Origin of the sequence: Providencia sp. (assembly GCF_040396775.1) — a bacterium.
In the GTDB taxonomy this organism is placed as follows: Bacteria; Pseudomonadota; Gammaproteobacteria; order Enterobacterales; family Enterobacteriaceae; genus Providencia.
Genome location: NZ_JBEBNT010000010.1, coordinates 87,337 through 101,442, shown reverse-complemented (window position 1 = coordinate 101,442; position 14,106 = coordinate 87,337). Strand labels below are relative to the sequence as shown.

14 protein-coding genes are annotated in these 14,106 nt (G+C 45.2%); 10 read left to right on the top strand and 4 right to left on the bottom strand.

The features are described from left to right. The first annotated feature begins 10 nt into the window (after positions 1 to 10). From ABWP91_RS12290 to ABWP91_RS12275, 4 genes are all read left to right on the top strand, one after another. Positions 11 to 2,341 carry a Tex family protein gene (locus ABWP91_RS12290; RefSeq protein WP_353243525.1) on the top strand — a complete coding sequence of 777 codons (2,331 nt, stop codon included), beginning with the start codon at positions 11 to 13 and terminating at the stop codon, positions 2,339 to 2,341. Between the two features lie 364 nt (positions 2,342 to 2,705). Further along, the gene (gene feoA, locus ABWP91_RS12285) at positions 2,706 to 2,936 is read left to right on the top strand and encodes a ferrous iron transporter A (protein ID WP_047756225.1); all 231 of its coding nucleotides are present in this window, start codon (positions 2,706 to 2,708) and stop codon (positions 2,934 to 2,936) included. A 29-nt stretch (positions 2,937 to 2,965) separates the two neighbouring features. After that, complete coding sequence (gene feoB / locus ABWP91_RS12280) at positions 2,966 to 5,284, top strand: Fe(2+) transporter permease subunit FeoB (RefSeq protein ID WP_353243524.1); 2,319 nt, start codon at positions 2,966 to 2,968, stop codon at positions 5,282 to 5,284. Between the two features lie 10 nt (positions 5,285 to 5,294). Further along, positions 5,295 to 5,528, top strand: a complete 234-nt coding sequence (locus ABWP91_RS12275; RefSeq protein WP_273803884.1) for a FeoC-like transcriptional regulator — start codon at positions 5,295 to 5,297, stop codon at positions 5,526 to 5,528. Here ABWP91_RS12275 and ABWP91_RS12270 read toward each other — a convergent pair. From ABWP91_RS12270 to bioH, 4 genes are all read right to left on the bottom strand, one after another. Beyond that, a complete protein-coding gene (locus ABWP91_RS12270; protein WP_353243523.1) occupies positions 5,513 to 5,689 on the bottom strand; it encodes a DUF6392 family protein in 177 nt (58 codons plus the stop codon). The genes ABWP91_RS12275 and ABWP91_RS12270 overlap by 16 nt on opposite strands. Before the next feature lie 2 nt (positions 5,690 to 5,691). Continuing rightward, positions 5,692 to 6,195 carry a DUF6392 family protein gene (locus ABWP91_RS12265; protein WP_353243522.1) on the bottom strand — a complete coding sequence of 168 codons (504 nt, stop codon included), beginning with the start codon at positions 6,193 to 6,195 and terminating at the stop codon, positions 5,692 to 5,694. Further along, positions 6,192 to 7,598 (bottom strand): S-type pyocin domain-containing protein, encoded by a 1,407-nt coding sequence (locus ABWP91_RS12260; RefSeq protein ID WP_353243521.1) that lies wholly within the window; start codon positions 7,596 to 7,598, stop codon positions 6,192 to 6,194. Before ABWP91_RS12260 ends, ABWP91_RS12265 begins: the two co-directional genes overlap by 4 nt. 267 nt (positions 7,599 to 7,865) lie before the next feature. Then, positions 7,866 to 8,642 (bottom strand): pimeloyl-ACP methyl ester esterase BioH, encoded by a 777-nt coding sequence (gene bioH, locus ABWP91_RS12255; RefSeq protein WP_353243520.1) that lies wholly within the window; start codon positions 8,640 to 8,642, stop codon positions 7,866 to 7,868. Positions 8,643 to 8,688: 46 nt separating this feature from the next. Here bioH and ABWP91_RS12250 point away from each other — a divergent pair, with 46 nt between their 5' ends. The 6 genes from ABWP91_RS12250 (at position 8,689) to glpD (ending at position 13,959) form a co-directional block, all read left to right on the top strand. After that, a complete protein-coding gene (locus ABWP91_RS12250) occupies positions 8,689 to 9,372 on the top strand; it encodes a DNA utilization protein GntX (protein WP_353243519.1) in 684 nt (227 codons plus the stop codon). Between the two features lie 63 nt (positions 9,373 to 9,435). Then, entirely contained in the window at positions 9,436 to 10,014 is a 579-nt protein-coding gene (gene nfuA, locus ABWP91_RS12245; protein WP_047756247.1) for a Fe-S biogenesis protein NfuA, read from the top strand. Positions 10,015 to 10,100: 86 nt separating this feature from the next. Beyond that, on the top strand, positions 10,101 to 10,424 hold the full coding sequence (glpE, locus tag ABWP91_RS12240; protein ID WP_219245354.1) for a thiosulfate sulfurtransferase GlpE: 324 nt from the start codon (positions 10,101 to 10,103) through the stop codon (positions 10,422 to 10,424). A gap of 16 nt (positions 10,425 to 10,440) precedes the next feature. Next, positions 10,441 to 11,289: a rhomboid family intramembrane serine protease GlpG gene (gene glpG / locus ABWP91_RS12235; RefSeq protein ID WP_353243518.1), complete on the top strand. Its 849-nt coding sequence runs from the start codon at positions 10,441 to 10,443 to the stop codon at positions 11,287 to 11,289. A gap of 28 nt (positions 11,290 to 11,317) precedes the next feature. Then, the gene (locus tag ABWP91_RS12230; protein ID WP_004262881.1) at positions 11,318 to 12,076 is read left to right on the top strand and encodes a DeoR/GlpR family transcriptional regulator; all 759 of its coding nucleotides are present in this window, start codon (positions 11,318 to 11,320) and stop codon (positions 12,074 to 12,076) included. Between the two features lie 392 nt (positions 12,077 to 12,468). Then, positions 12,469 to 13,959: a glycerol-3-phosphate dehydrogenase gene (glpD, locus tag ABWP91_RS12225; RefSeq protein WP_353243517.1), complete on the top strand. Its 1,491-nt coding sequence runs from the start codon at positions 12,469 to 12,471 to the stop codon at positions 13,957 to 13,959. The last annotated feature ends 147 nt before the right edge of the window (positions 13,960 to 14,106 follow it).

Here is a 14,106-nt window from a genome sequence, read left to right as displayed (position 1 = left end):
TAAACACGACATGAATGAAACTCTAAGCCAAATTATTGCAGCTGAGCTGCATGCCCAACCGAAACAGGTTTTTTCTGCCATCACCTTATTGGATGAAGGCAATACTGTCCCGTTTATCGCGCGTTACCGTAAAGAGGTTACCGGAGGGTTGGACGATACTCAGCTTCGCCAGCTGGAAAGCCGCTTAGGGTACTTACGCGAACTGAACGACCGTAAGCAAACCATTCTCAAATCGATTGAAGAGCAAGGGAAATTATCCCCTGAACTCGCTTCTGCGATTAATACCACGCTCAATAAAACCGAACTTGAAGACCTGTACTTACCGTATAAACCGAAACGTCGCACCCGTGGGCAAATCGCTATTGAAGCAGGGCTTGAACCATTAGCGGATACGTTATGGGCAGACCCTAGCCAATCCCCTGAAACACTTGCTCAAACGTATATCGATGCAGATAAAGGCGTTGCGGATGTGAAAGCTGCCTTAGATGGTGCGCGTTATATCCTGATGGAGCGTTTCGCCGAAGATGCAGCCTTATTAGCCAAAGTTCGTGACTATATTTGGAAAAATGCCCACCTTGTTTCTGTAGTAGCTGAAGGCAAACAAGCGGAAGGCGTCAAATTTAGTGACTATTTCGAACACCAAGAACCCGTTTCACAAGTGCCTTCACACCGCGCACTGGCCATGTTCCGTGGACGTAACGAAGGGGTTTTACAGCTTTCGTTAAATTGCGACCCTCAATTCGATGAGCCACCAAAAGAAAGTTATTGTGAAGAGATTATTACTCGCCACTTAGATGTGCGTTTGAATAACGCCCCTGCTGACCAATGGCGTAAAGCGGTGATCAGCTGGACATGGCGCGTTAAAGTATTACTGCACTTAGAAACGGAAGTGATGAGTTCTTTGCGCGAAAAAGCCGAAGAAGAAGCAATTAACGTTTTTGCCCGTAACCTCAGTGACTTACTGATGGCTGCACCGGCAGGAATGCGTGCAACGATGGGCCTCGATCCAGGTCTGCGTACTGGGGTGAAAGTTGCTGTTGTAGATGCAACAGGGAAACTTATTGCCACCGACACTATCTACCCACACACTGGGCAAGCAGCGAAAGCGGCAACCATCGTCGCCGCACTATGCCAGAAACATAACGTGGAGTTAGTGGCAATTGGTAACGGTACAGCATCCCGTGAAACGGAGCGCTTCTTTGCAGAAGTGCAAAAACAGTACCCTGAAGTCACTGCGCAAAAAGTGATTGTCAGTGAAGCGGGTGCGTCAGTGTACTCCGCCTCTGAGCTAGCCGCGCTAGAATTCCCAACCTTAGATGTGTCTTTGCGTGGCGCCGTGTCGATTGCTCGCCGTCTGCAAGACCCACTGGCTGAACTGGTTAAAATCGACCCGAAATCTATCGGGGTAGGCCAATATCAGCATGACGTCAGCCAAACTCAACTTGCCCGCAAGTTAGATGCCGTTGTCGAAGACTGCGTAAACTCCGTAGGTGTAGACTTAAATACCGCCTCAGTCGCCTTGCTGACTCGCGTTGCAGGCCTGAGCAAAATGATCGCGCAGAACGTGGTTGATTGGCGCGATGAAAACGGCCAATTCAATGACCGAAAACAGTTACTGAAAGTGGCTCGCCTTGGGCCTAAAGCCTTTGAACAATGCGCAGGATTTTTGCGTATCACCAATGGCGAAAACCCGCTGGATGCATCAACGGTTCACCCTGAAGCTTACCCTATCGTTGAAAAAATTCTGCAAACCGTCCGCCAGCCGCTGAAAGATATTATGGGTAATTCACAAGCGCTCAACGCACTAAGCCCACGTGATTTCACAACAGAGCAGTTTGGTGTTCCAACGGTTACGGATATTATCAAAGAGTTAGAAAAACCGGGTCGTGACCCACGTCCTGAGTTTAAAACCGCCACCTTTGCTGAAGGTGTAGAAACGATGAATGACCTCGTTTCTGGCATGATTTTAGAAGGCGCAGTGACCAACGTAACCAACTTTGGTGCATTTGTGGATATCGGTGTACACCAAGATGGCTTAGTGCATATTTCTTCACTCTCCAATAGTTACGTCGAAGACCCACACAAAGTGGTGAAAGCGGGCGATATTGTGAAAGTGAAAGTGTTGGATGTCGATATTGCCCGCAAGCGTATCGCCCTCACCATGCGCTTGGATGAACAAGCAGGTGATTCCAACAGTGCACCTCGCAAAGCTGCACCTGCACAAGATAAAAACGCACGTAAAGCCCCTGCACCTCGTGGTAATTCGCGCCAAAACGCGAATTCATCAAGCAACAGTGCTATGGGCGACGCCCTTGCTGCTGCATTTGGCAAGAAGCGCTAGTTTGATTAAGCTAAATACCCCAATAAATTCATTGGGGTATTTAGTATTCTCTAGAAATATCTTCACCGCTAAATTAATAAACAAATTCAATGTATTGTTCAAAAAGCAACCTTCTCAATTCTTTCTGCCTGATCCTATCCCTATCTAAAAAACACCGCTAACTCCATGCTTCGTTGATCCACATCAAGTCAAATTGACGAAAAAAGAGGCTAAATATAACAAAAGGTGGATGATTATGATTCTCATTGTTAATTAGATTTATTTTTGTTTTTCTCAGCGTTTTGCTTGTAGATAGAAACTTTTCTAACAATAATTATCAGTATCATTATGAATTGAATCGTTAGGAAGATAATAGGAAGACACTATGGCTATACTTCCTCAATGCAGTTACAAAATTCTGGGCTTTTCCCCCGAGATAAGCCCCGCATACAGACAAAAATTATTGTCTCTCGGTTTATTACCGGGCTCCGTTTTTAAAGTGGTGCGTTTAGCGCCTTTTGGCGATCCAGTGCAAATCGAAACTCACCGCGTCAGCTTAGTGCTACGCAAAAAGGACCTCGCCCTACTAAACCTTGATGAAGCGCCTACCGCTTAAGTCTTCTTTTTTGATTATTGGCAAACACTATGAAACGATTGACTATCGGCTTAATTGGTAACCCCAATGCAGGTAAAACAACCCTTTTTAACCAGCTAACAGGGTCAAGACAGCGCGTCGGTAACTGGGCTGGCGTCACCGTTGAGCGCAAGGTTGGCCGCTTCCACACGGATGACCACAAAATTGAGCTTGTCGACCTCCCTGGCACTTACTCGCTCACCACCATTTCTGAACAGACCTCCCTCGACGAACAAATTGCCTGCTACTTTATTTTAAGTGGCGAAGCCGACATGTTGATTAACGTTGTGGATGCATCGAACTTAGAACGCAACCTCTACCTGACATTACAACTCGTTGAGTTAGGCGTCCCATGCATTGTCGCCCTGAATATGTTGGATATTGCCCAAAGCCAACATATTGATATCGATATTGCTGAGCTGGAAAAACAACTGGGTTGCCCTGTTATCCCAATGATTTCAACCCGTGCAACGGGCATTGATAAGCTGAAAAAAGCCATTGATACTCACCCGCAAAATAACCAAAAAGCCCTTGTTGAATATCCACCCCAGCTATTACAAGCTGTTGATTCATTATCTGAACAAATTTCAACGCAACAATTTAGCCAACAACAGCGCCGCTGGTTAGCCCTGCAAATTTTAGAAGGGGATATTTATAGCCGCCAGCGTGCTGAAATTTCGGAAACGCAATTACAAACGACTCGCCAACAGCTCAATGAAACATTAAATGAAGAACCTGAGCTGCTGATTGCTGATGCGCGTTATCAATCTATTGCAACCATCTGCCAAGCGGCGATCAACAATAGTGCGGCTGAGCCTAACCGACTCACACAATCACTGGATAGATTTATCCTCAACCGCTGGTTAGGCGTACCGATTTTCTTATTTGTGATGTACCTGATGTTTGTCCTTGCCATCAATATTGGTGGGGCACTTCAGCCGTTCTTTGAAGGGGCTTCTGAGGCGATATTTATCCATGGTATTCAGTGGGTTGGTGCCTACTTCAGTTTCCCTGATTGGCTCACTATCTTCTTAGCTCAAGGTGTCGGTGGCGGTATTAATACCGTTCTACCATTGGTGCCACAAATCGGGATGATGTACCTGTTCCTTTCCATCCTTGAAGACTCAGGCTATATGGCACGAGCAGCTTTCGTGATGGACAGATTGATGCAAGCGCTGGGCCTACCGGGCAAATCGTTTGTCCCATTAATCGTCGGCTTTGGGTGTAACGTCCCATCGATTATGGGCGCTCGTACCCTTGATGCCCCACGTGAAAGGCTGATTACCGTTCTAATGGCACCGTTTATGTCTTGCGGCGCAAGGCTGGCAATCTTCGCGGTATTTGCCGCAGCCTTCTTTGGTAAAAATGGCGCGAGCGTCGTGTTCTCCCTGTATATTTTAGGGATTGTGGTGGCTATCCTCACGGGGCTTTTACTCAAACACACCCTCATGCGTGGTGAAGCATCGCCATTCGTGATGGAATTACCGGTGTACCACGTACCACACGTCAAAACGTTGTTAATTCAAACATGGCAGCGCTTAAAAGGCTTCGTGGTGCGTGCAGGTAAAGTTATCGTCGTGGCGAGTATTTTTATCGGCGCACTCAATAGCTTCTCGTTCTCCGGTAAACCTGTTGATAACATTAATGATTCCGCTCTGGCTTCCGTCAGTAAGGTGATCACCCCTGCATTGCAGCCAATCGGTGTTCATGCCGATAACTGGCAAGCAACCGTGGGCTTGATTACCGGTGCGATGGCAAAAGAAGTGGTTATTGGGACGTTAAACACCCTCTACACCGCCGAAGCGATTACCTCGGAGCCGTTCGATGCAGAGTCCTTCAATTTATGGGAAGAGCTGGAAGATGCGGTATCTGAAACATGGGATAGCTTAAAAGAAACCTTTACCCTAAGCGCGTTATCGAACCCAATCGAAGCCAGCAAAGGTGATGGCGAAATGGAATCAGGCTCGATGGGCACCATGGCCGCGAAATTTGGCTCTGGTATTGCCGCCTATAGCTACCTGATTTTCGTCTTACTGTATGTGCCTTGCGTGTCAGTCATGGGGGCGATTGCTCGCGAAACAAACAAAAGCTGGATGAGTTTCTCCATCTTCTGGGGACTGAATGTGGCTTATAGCCTGTCAGCACTGTTTTACCAAACCGCGACGTTCAGTGAGCACCCACAAAGTAGCTTAATTACCATCATCGCCGTTGTGGTATTTAATATTGCCCTGTTCATGTTCCTACGCCGCATACGTAGCCGCGTGACGTTGAATATTAAAAGCAAAACCGCACAGCAGTGCTCTGGCTGCTCTAGCAATTCCTGCCACTAAGGACTAAACGATGATCAGCTTGCTGCAAGTAAGAGATTTGATTGCTTTATACGGGCAAGCTGACATCGCGTTACTCAGTGAACAACTCAAAACCCCAACGCCAATGATAAAAGCGATGGTGGAAAAGTTGGAAAGCTTGGGGAAAATTGAGCAGGTGGATATAAGCGCCTGCTTAACGGGCTCTAGCTGCAAAGGCTGCCCAGAAAGCACCGACTGCGCCCATTTTGTTTATAAGATAAAGTAAGCCACACAGAAGGTTGCAAGGCGCCTTTTCATAACCAATGTAACAACATCATCCCCTGAACTCCCCTGAGGCTTAGTTTTATAAGGGATCAAACCATCATGATAAAGCTCGTCATAGGTATCCCCTAATCGTTGCACTAACGCTTCAATATTGACGCTCATTTTTAATAACTAACTCTCCATCTCTTTTCCAAGCTGTCTAATAATTCAAAAGTAACCTCTTGAGCAAGCATTTTCATCTTTGGATGAAAGCTCACGATCATAGCTATAGACTCCATAGCGCGAGTTGTAATGTTTAGCTTAAACACTTCTGTTTTTCCTATGGGTATGCCTAAAATGATATCTTCTGGAGCTTGCCTTATTGGATTACCTATATGTTCATAAAACCAAACATCAGGCATCACTTGCTCTAATCCAAAAGGTATTTTATTCGGAAATACCCATTGATTTCTGACGTTATCAGGGAGCAGCGTCATGGTAATTTGCGATAACTTTTGGGACGGATTTTCAAATGCTAAGAATGTATATTCTTTTGACATTCTAAGGGTTAATACATCATCACCAGAGTTCCCCTGGGGCTTAGTTTTATAAGGGATCAACCCATCAAGATAAAGCTCGTCATAGGTATCCCCTAATCGTTGCACTAACGCTTCAATATTGACGCTCATTTGTATAATCCTTTTGCTTCGTTGAGTTCATGAATTTTGTCTAATTTTTCATCCAGTAACTTACTATCATAGCCTTCATTTTCCAGACATTCTCTGTTAGCAGCCCAATTCCGTTCAACCGCTTCCCATAAATTTTTAGCATCCAGCTCTTTTCGGCGAAGTGATAAACCACCCTCAATATCAACCCAACTATTATTACGTCCCCCATAGGTTTCACTGCATTTTTGATGTATCTCTTTCTGTATCGCAATTGAAGCCACTTGATTAGACATTTTATCTAATTGTATCTCTGTTAATGTGGGGTACTTATTTTTTAAATACATCCTAATCGCCGCCTTAGACGGAAGGTGATCGATTTCATACAACCCACCACGAGGGCGCCCTTTAAAATTATCGTAATAATCTACTTCCAAATCATCGACAGGGTCTTTTTGAAAAAACACATAGATAGCGGGCACTTCACCCAATGGGTCGACAATGACATAATCATTAAAATCCGTTTCCTGAATAGGAAGTGATTCAATCCAACCTGTTGATTGTTCTGGTATCGGACTAGGGGTTAACTCTGGCTTTTGAATTTCGGGTATTGGGTTCGGTAAACTCCACACTTTTTGCTGTTCAGGAAGCGGCGTCGGAGGTAAATAATTCCCAACACCGCCACCATCATGAATAATCGAGCCTCGCTGCCCATTATCGAGACTGAATTTTACCGCTTGAAAAGCTAAATCTGGACTTTTTGCGATCTCCTGAGCGGTATAATCGTTGTACTCTGCCGTATTATTCTGGGTATTCCAAATAAACTGCCCTTTAAAACCTTGGTCAGAAAAGGTCACAGAACCATCCTCATGGCGCTCTGCAAAACGCACACGCACACGATCTAGCCCACTGCTTGCATCCACCGCATACCCAACAATTCTCGGGCTCCCATTTTTTTCGTCCTCAATCACCCGAAAACGAACGCGTGTGGTGACTCGGCTTTTTGCCTCAGCGATTTCTCGGAGAAATTCTTCCGACGTATAATCATATTTTGATACCGTAGAGGCAGAACGCGAAAAACCGCCCACAATCGACCGCTTCTCGAATGGGCGCCCAATAACGATTCGGTCAAGCATGGCATTCCCTACGCTTGGTGAATAAAACAACCCCATTAGCGCAACGGTTATCGGATTAGGCGCTTTAACCACCTGAGAAACTATGCCGATATCTTTTGGAAACGTTGAAGAGGTAGGCTTAGGTATTGTTGCCGTTCCAGAGGGGGTAAGAATTGATTGCGCGGGAGCGAACGATAATGCGCTAGGCTCCATAAAAAATCGTAACTTCGGCACCTTGACATAAACGACCTTCATTGAAGGTCCATCACTCGTTCGGCTACTTCCATGGCCAATGTAATTATCTTCTGGCATCCCTATATCTCCTCATTAAAAACTTAAGTTAAATAAGGTAGCCTAACCCCGCTAAAATATCGTACTGAATAACCCGTATTTATCACTAACAATCAGTCAAACCCCCTGACAATTAATAAGATAAATACAGATTTAATATATAAAATTCCAAAAAAAGGTTAAATAAAAGAAAAAAACAGCGAAGACAAAAAAGCCCCACAATGGGATGGGGCTATGATGAGTAAAATAAACACAATGGAAAGCAGCCTTAGTGGCTGATGGCGCGCTTTACTCTGCCAATCGGCTTTGAAAATCCAGCAAATATTCACAAAACTCATCGGGATGTGAAATAAACGGTGCATGGGCGCTATTGCGCATAATAACGGACGGGGAGTTTGGGTAAAGCTCATCCAATACAGGCACCATCTTACGGGGCACAAGGCCATCAAGGTAACCATAAATCCGTAAGAACGGCACTGGCAGGCTTTTTAATTCTTCTCGTAAATCTTCTGTTCGTAATGATTCAAGCCCTGCATTTAATGTTTCCACCGTTGGAATAGGCTGTTCAAGCACCACCGATTTTAAGGTACGCGCATCATTGCGGGCACTTTCTGTGCCTAAGGTTTGCAATGCTAAAAAACGTTCGACAGTGCGATGAAAATCTGCGGCGAGCTGCTGCTCAAAGCCCAATAACACTTCGGGCCGAATACCCGCCCAGTCCCCATCGGCTTTAAAGCAAGGGGAAGATGCCACGGTGATCAGCCCTTGAACTTCATAAGGGTGATCCAGTGCAATGCGGCTGGCAACTAACCCCCCCAGCGACCACCCTAACCAAATGGCGTTTTTCGGGGCGTGTTCCCACAGAATATCCGCCATGGATTGAATGTTCATTGGCGCAAAATCTTGGCTTCGGCCATAACCCGGCAAGTCAACGAGATGAACACGAAAATGCGAAGCGATTCGAGGAATAATGGTTTGCCAAACTTGCGCGTTCAACCCCCATCCGTGCAGCAGCACAAGATCTTGTTTTCCTTCGCCGACGGTCTGCCAATATAGCTTTGCCATGGTTACACTCTCTTTATTCAATCAACATTTTTAACGGAATATCATCATGCTATCAATGGAAGGGGCGTGTTGGCTTTGTCATCAATCACTTAGCAAAAGCAGCCAAGGTATTTGCAGCTTTTGCCTTAAAGGCTTACCAACGATGCCGACGTGCTGCCCACGCTGCGCATTGCCCAGTGAACTCGATATGCTGCACTGTGGTCGCTGCTTAAAACAGCCCCCAGCTTGGCAACAGTTGATTACCGTCACGCCCTATAAGAACCCATTACGTAAGCTTATTCATCACTTTAAGTTTAATCAACAATCACAGCTCGCTTTTGCTTTAGCGCGCATTTTTGTTTTGTTTTGGCTACAAGGCTACCGCGAAAATGCATGGCAAAAACCCGACCTCATCATCACCATTCCCTTGCATCGTCACCGATTATGGTGGCGAGGATTTGACCACATGGCATTAATAGGCGAAAATTTATCCAGATGGTTAAATATCCCCTATTCGCAAAATTCATTACTCCGTAGTCGTGATACACTGGCGCAGATTACACTAAAACGTGAACATCGCCGAAAAAACCTAAAGGGAGCATTTACCTTAGAAACTGCGGTTTCTGGCCTACATGTCGCTGTCCTTGATGATGTTATCACGACAGGTTCGACAATGAATGCGGCAGCACAATTGTTGATTTGTGCGGGTGCACGCACTGTTGATGCGTGGTCACTCTGTCGCACCTTGTAGGAAAGGGGTAAATGGGCGTATTATAACCAACTAAAGCAGTCAACTATTATTGAGCAAATGATTATGATTAATATTACTGAAGCAGCACAGGCTCATTTTGCCAAGTTGTTGGAAAATCAAGAGCCAGGAACCCAAATCCGTGTATTTGTCATCAACCCGGGTACACCGACAGCTGAGTGTGGCGTGTCATACTGCCCACCGGGTGCCGTTGAAGCAACAGATAAGGAACTGAAGTTCGAGAAATTATCTGCTTATGTTGATGAAATTAGCGCACCTTTCTTGGAAGAAGCGGAAATTGATTTCGTTACCGACCAACTGGGCTCACAACTGACCCTTAAAGCACCAAACGCGAAAATGCGCAAAGTCTCTGACGATGCACCATTAATCGAGCGTGTTGAGTACGTTTTACAGTCACAAATTAACCCACAATTAGCCAGCCACGGCGGTCGCGTTTCCCTGATGGAAATCACCGATGAAGGCTTTGCTATCCTGCAATTTGGCGGTGGTTGTAACGGTTGTTCTATGGTCGATGTCACCTTAAAAGAAGGTATCGAAAAAGAATTACTGAAAATGTTTGATGGTGAGTTAAAAGGCGTTAAAGACCTGACTGAACACCAACGTGGCGAACACTCTTTCTACTAATTGCCACTGACATCTGGCACCTGTTTTTCTGCTTACAGGTGCCGAATTCGTTTTTATGGGGTTTTCCCCACTATATTCGGTATTTTATGGACCATTTTGAGACACTAACACCAGAGCAAGCTTATCAACACTGGTTGGAAAGCACTGCCGTACTTGTTGATGTACGTGATCCACAAAGCTTCCGCGCAGGTCATGCCAGCGGCGCTTATCACCTCACCAATGAGTCGCTGAGCCAATTTTTAGAACAAACAGATTATGAACAACCCGTTATGGTCATGTGCTACCACGGGCACAGCAGCCAAGGCGCAGCACAGTATCTAATCAATATCGGCTATGAATCTGTTTACAGCATTAATGGCGGGTTTGAAGCCTGGTTAAGGGAATATCCACAAGCCGTCACGGCGCTCTAGACGAGAAAACGCATTCATGATCCACATCACTTCCTTTGCTAACCCAAGAATGGCGCAGGCATTTGTTGACTATATGGCAGGGCAAAATATTCATTTAAGCCTTCAGCCATCTCAAGAACAAGCGCTATATGAACTTTGGTTGGAAGATGACCAATATCTTAATCAAGTCCGTCAAGAACTTGATACTTTCCTGCAAAACCCTAATGACCCGCGCTACCTTGCTGCCAGCTGGCAAACGGGTAATGCCGATACACAATTTCAATACCGCAATTTCCTCACTTGGGGCTACCTAAAAGAACAATCAGGCCCACTAACAATTGCTGTTATTCTGCTATCGATTATTGTATATCTTTGGGTAGAAATGACCGATGCACGGGAAGTATTACGTTACTTAGCGTGGCCAATTGGCGACCAACAATCCGAACTTTGGCGTTGGATAAGCCCTGCATTTGTCCATTTTTCACTGTCGCATATTGGGTTTAACCTTGCGCTATGGTGGTTTCTGGCAGGCCAAGTTGAACGCAAGCTAGGAACAGGGAAGCTCTTTACCATTTTATTAGTCTCCGCCCTGTTTAGTAACTGGGGGCAATCGCTGTTTAGCGAAAACAACTTTGGGGGCTTATCGGGTGTCGTTTATGCCTTAGTCAGCTACGTTTGGTTGACGGGTGAGCGCAACCCAGAAAGCGGTGTGAAGGTTCCCCGAGGGTTAATGATCTTCTCAATTATCTGGCTCTTTTTCGGTTACTTCGATATTTTAGGTATGCATATTGCTAATGCCGCACACACTTCAGGGTTAATTATCGGCTTATTGATGGGAGTGTGGGATAATAGGCACAGTTTTATAAAACACCAGAGTTCCAGATAATACATTTTAATAATTAGAGGCTAACGCTGTGAAACAAACCCAGAGACATGATGCAATCGTTGAACTTGTGCGTCTTCAGGGATATGTCAGTACTGAAGAACTTGTCGAGCACTTTGAGGTTAGCCCTCAAACCATCCGACGAGACCTCAATGACCTCGCTGAGCAAAATAAAATTCAGCGGCACCACGGTGGCGCAGCACTGCCTTCAAGCTCCGTAAACGCGGCGTATAATGACCGTAAAATCATGTGGTCAGACGAAAAAGCCCGTATTGCGCAGCATGTCGCTAGCCAAATTCCTGATGGCGCGACGTTATTTATTGATATCGGGACGACACCTGAAGCCGTTGCCCATGCGCTGGTTAACCATAAAAACCTGCGAGTGGTGACCAATAACCTCAACGTTGCCACGTTACTGATGCCAAAAGAAGACTTCCGCCTAATTTTAGCGGGGGGTGAAGTACGCTCGCGTGATGGTGGAATTGTCGGTGAAGCCACCCTCGATTTTATCTCTCAATTTAGATTGGATTACGGCATCCTCGGTATTAGCGGCATTGATATGGACGGCTCGCTACTGGAGTTCGATTACCATGAAGTACGAACTAAACGCGCTATTATTGAGAATTCACGCTGCGTGATGTTAGTCACCGACCACTCTAAATTTGGCCGTAATGCGATGGTCAACCTCGGTAACATGAACTTAATCGACTATTTATTTACCGACAAACAACCACCAGACAGCATTCTCAAAGTGATTGAGCAACATAACGTCCAGCTCGAACTTTGCTAATCAAATCATTAATTTCATGATGGCAGTGCCCTTGCGCTGCTATCATGTTTTTGAATATCACCGTTCTTCACAATCCCCCTATTTTTCTTTCTATTTCTCAATTCGTTTCTAATCATTATTTAACTAACGCGTTATACACAAAATAATTCGCATCACAGCTAGGCGGCAAATGAAGCTAAGCCCTAGGAGCGTACAACAAGTACGTGACTAGGGTTAGCAAGTGCAGCCAACAACGCTGTGGTGGGAAGAATGACGTGTATAAAATTTGTTATCGACATCACGCAGTTGTTATTTTTATACATTATTAGTTGGCATACTAATGGAATTTGATTACAATCAAATGAGCGAAAACGAACATTATTGAAAGTGTTTCGAACATCTCAGGGGGATGCATGGAAACTAAAGACTTGATTGTCATCGGCGGCGGGATCAACGGCGCTGGTATTGCAGCTGATGCTGCAGGTCGTGGATTATCGGTATTGCTGCTCGAAGCTCAAGACTTAGCGAGTGCAACCTCATCAGCGAGTTCAAAGCTGATCCACGGTGGCTTACGCTACCTCGAACATTATGAATTCAGATTAGTCAGCGAAGCACTAGCTGAGCGCGAAGTCCTATTACGACTGGCACCGCACATTGCGTTTCCAATGCGCTTTCGTTTACCACATCAACCTCATTTACGCCCAGCTTGGATGATCCGTATTGGTCTGTTCCTTTATGACCATTTAGGTAAACGTGTAAGCCTACCAAGTAGCAAAAGCTTAAAATTCAACCAGAACTCTGTCCTGAAACCTGAATTAACCAAAGGGTTTGAATACTCAGACTGTTGGGTTGATGATGCGCGTTTGGTTGTTCTAAACGCTCAAGAAGTAGTACGTAAGCATGGTGAAGTTCGTACTCGCACAAAAGTAACGCGTGCTTATCGAGAAAATGGCTTATGGGTCGTTGAGGCACAAGACTTACGTACAGGTGAAACTCATACTTGGAAAGCGAAAGGACTGGTTAATGCAACGGGTCCATGGGTAAAAGAATTCTTTGACGATGGTTTGAAATTAAAATCGCCATACGGTATTCGCTTAATCAAAGGTAGCCATATTGTTGTTCCACGTGCTCACGATGAACCGCAAGCTTACATCCTGCAAAACGAAGATAACCGCATTGTCTTTGTTATTCCGTGGATGGATGAGTTCTCAATCATCGGTACAACAGATGTGGAATACAAGGGCGATCCAAAAGACGTCAAGATTGATGATAAAGAAGTCAGTTATTTGCTTAAAGTGTATAACGACCACTTCAAAAAACAGTTAACGGTTGAAGATGTGGTATGGGATTACTCAGGGGTTCGCCCATTGTGTGATGATGAATCTGACTCACCACAAGCGATTACCCGTGACTACACATTAGATATTCACGATGAGCAAGGCCAAGCACCATTACTGTCTGTATTCGGTGGTAAATTAACTACTTATCGTAAATTAGCTGAAGCCGCTGTGAACAAACTGGCCACTTACTACCCGAACGCAGGTAGCCCGTGGACTAAAAATGGTCAATTACCGGGTGGTGATATCGAAGGTTGTGACCGTGATGGTTATGCACGCGTATTACGCCAGCATTATCAATGGCTTCCAGAAGGCATTGCGCTGCGTTATGCAAGAACTTACGGCAGCAACAGCAAACTCATTTTAGAAGGCGCGAATTCGCTCAGCGATCTTGGTGAATCATTCGGTGCCAACGTCTATGAAGCCGAACTGCGTTACTTAGTGAAAAATGAGTGGGTAACAGAATTAGATGATGCCATCTGGCGTCGCACTAAATTGGGCATGTGGCTGAATGATTCAGAAAAACAACGCATTGCACAATGGTTGTCAGAGCATACCTCTGCATAATCGTAAAAATCTCGTTGTTAGTACAAAGCCAGTCAAGTGACTGGCTTTTTTATATTCAAAGCCTATAGGTTGCTTAAATTGATTTTCTTTGCCTATAATATGCACGTCTTTTATTCCATCACTTAACTTAGCAGGTACTCCCTACGA

Coding starts and splice junctions, on each gene's coding strand:
- ABWP91_RS12290 (WP_353243525.1), top strand. CDS start 11: ATGAATGAAACTCTAAGCCAAATTATTGCAGCTGAGCTGCATGCCCAA.
- feoA (WP_047756225.1), top strand. CDS start 2,706: ATGGCTATACTTCCTCAATGCAGTTACAAAATTCTGGGCTTTTCCCCC.
- feoB (WP_353243524.1), top strand. CDS start 2,966: ATGAAACGATTGACTATCGGCTTAATTGGTAACCCCAATGCAGGTAAA.
- ABWP91_RS12275 (WP_273803884.1), top strand. CDS start 5,295: ATGATCAGCTTGCTGCAAGTAAGAGATTTGATTGCTTTATACGGGCAA.
- ABWP91_RS12270 (WP_353243523.1), bottom strand. CDS start 5,689: ATGAGCGTCAATATTGAAGCGTTAGTGCAACGATTAGGGGATACCTAT.
- ABWP91_RS12265 (WP_353243522.1), bottom strand. CDS start 6,195: ATGAGCGTCAATATTGAAGCGTTAGTGCAACGATTAGGGGATACCTAT.
- ABWP91_RS12260 (WP_353243521.1), bottom strand. CDS start 7,598: ATGCCAGAAGATAATTACATTGGCCATGGAAGTAGCCGAACGAGTGAT.
- bioH (WP_353243520.1), bottom strand. CDS start 8,642: ATGGCAAAGCTATATTGGCAGACCGTCGGCGAAGGAAAACAAGATCTT.
- ABWP91_RS12250 (WP_353243519.1), top strand. CDS start 8,689: ATGCTATCAATGGAAGGGGCGTGTTGGCTTTGTCATCAATCACTTAGC.
- nfuA (WP_047756247.1), top strand. CDS start 9,436: ATGATTAATATTACTGAAGCAGCACAGGCTCATTTTGCCAAGTTGTTG.
- glpE (WP_219245354.1), top strand. CDS start 10,101: ATGGACCATTTTGAGACACTAACACCAGAGCAAGCTTATCAACACTGG.
- glpG (WP_353243518.1), top strand. CDS start 10,441: ATGATCCACATCACTTCCTTTGCTAACCCAAGAATGGCGCAGGCATTT.
- glpD (WP_353243517.1), top strand. CDS start 12,469: ATGGAAACTAAAGACTTGATTGTCATCGGCGGCGGGATCAACGGCGCT.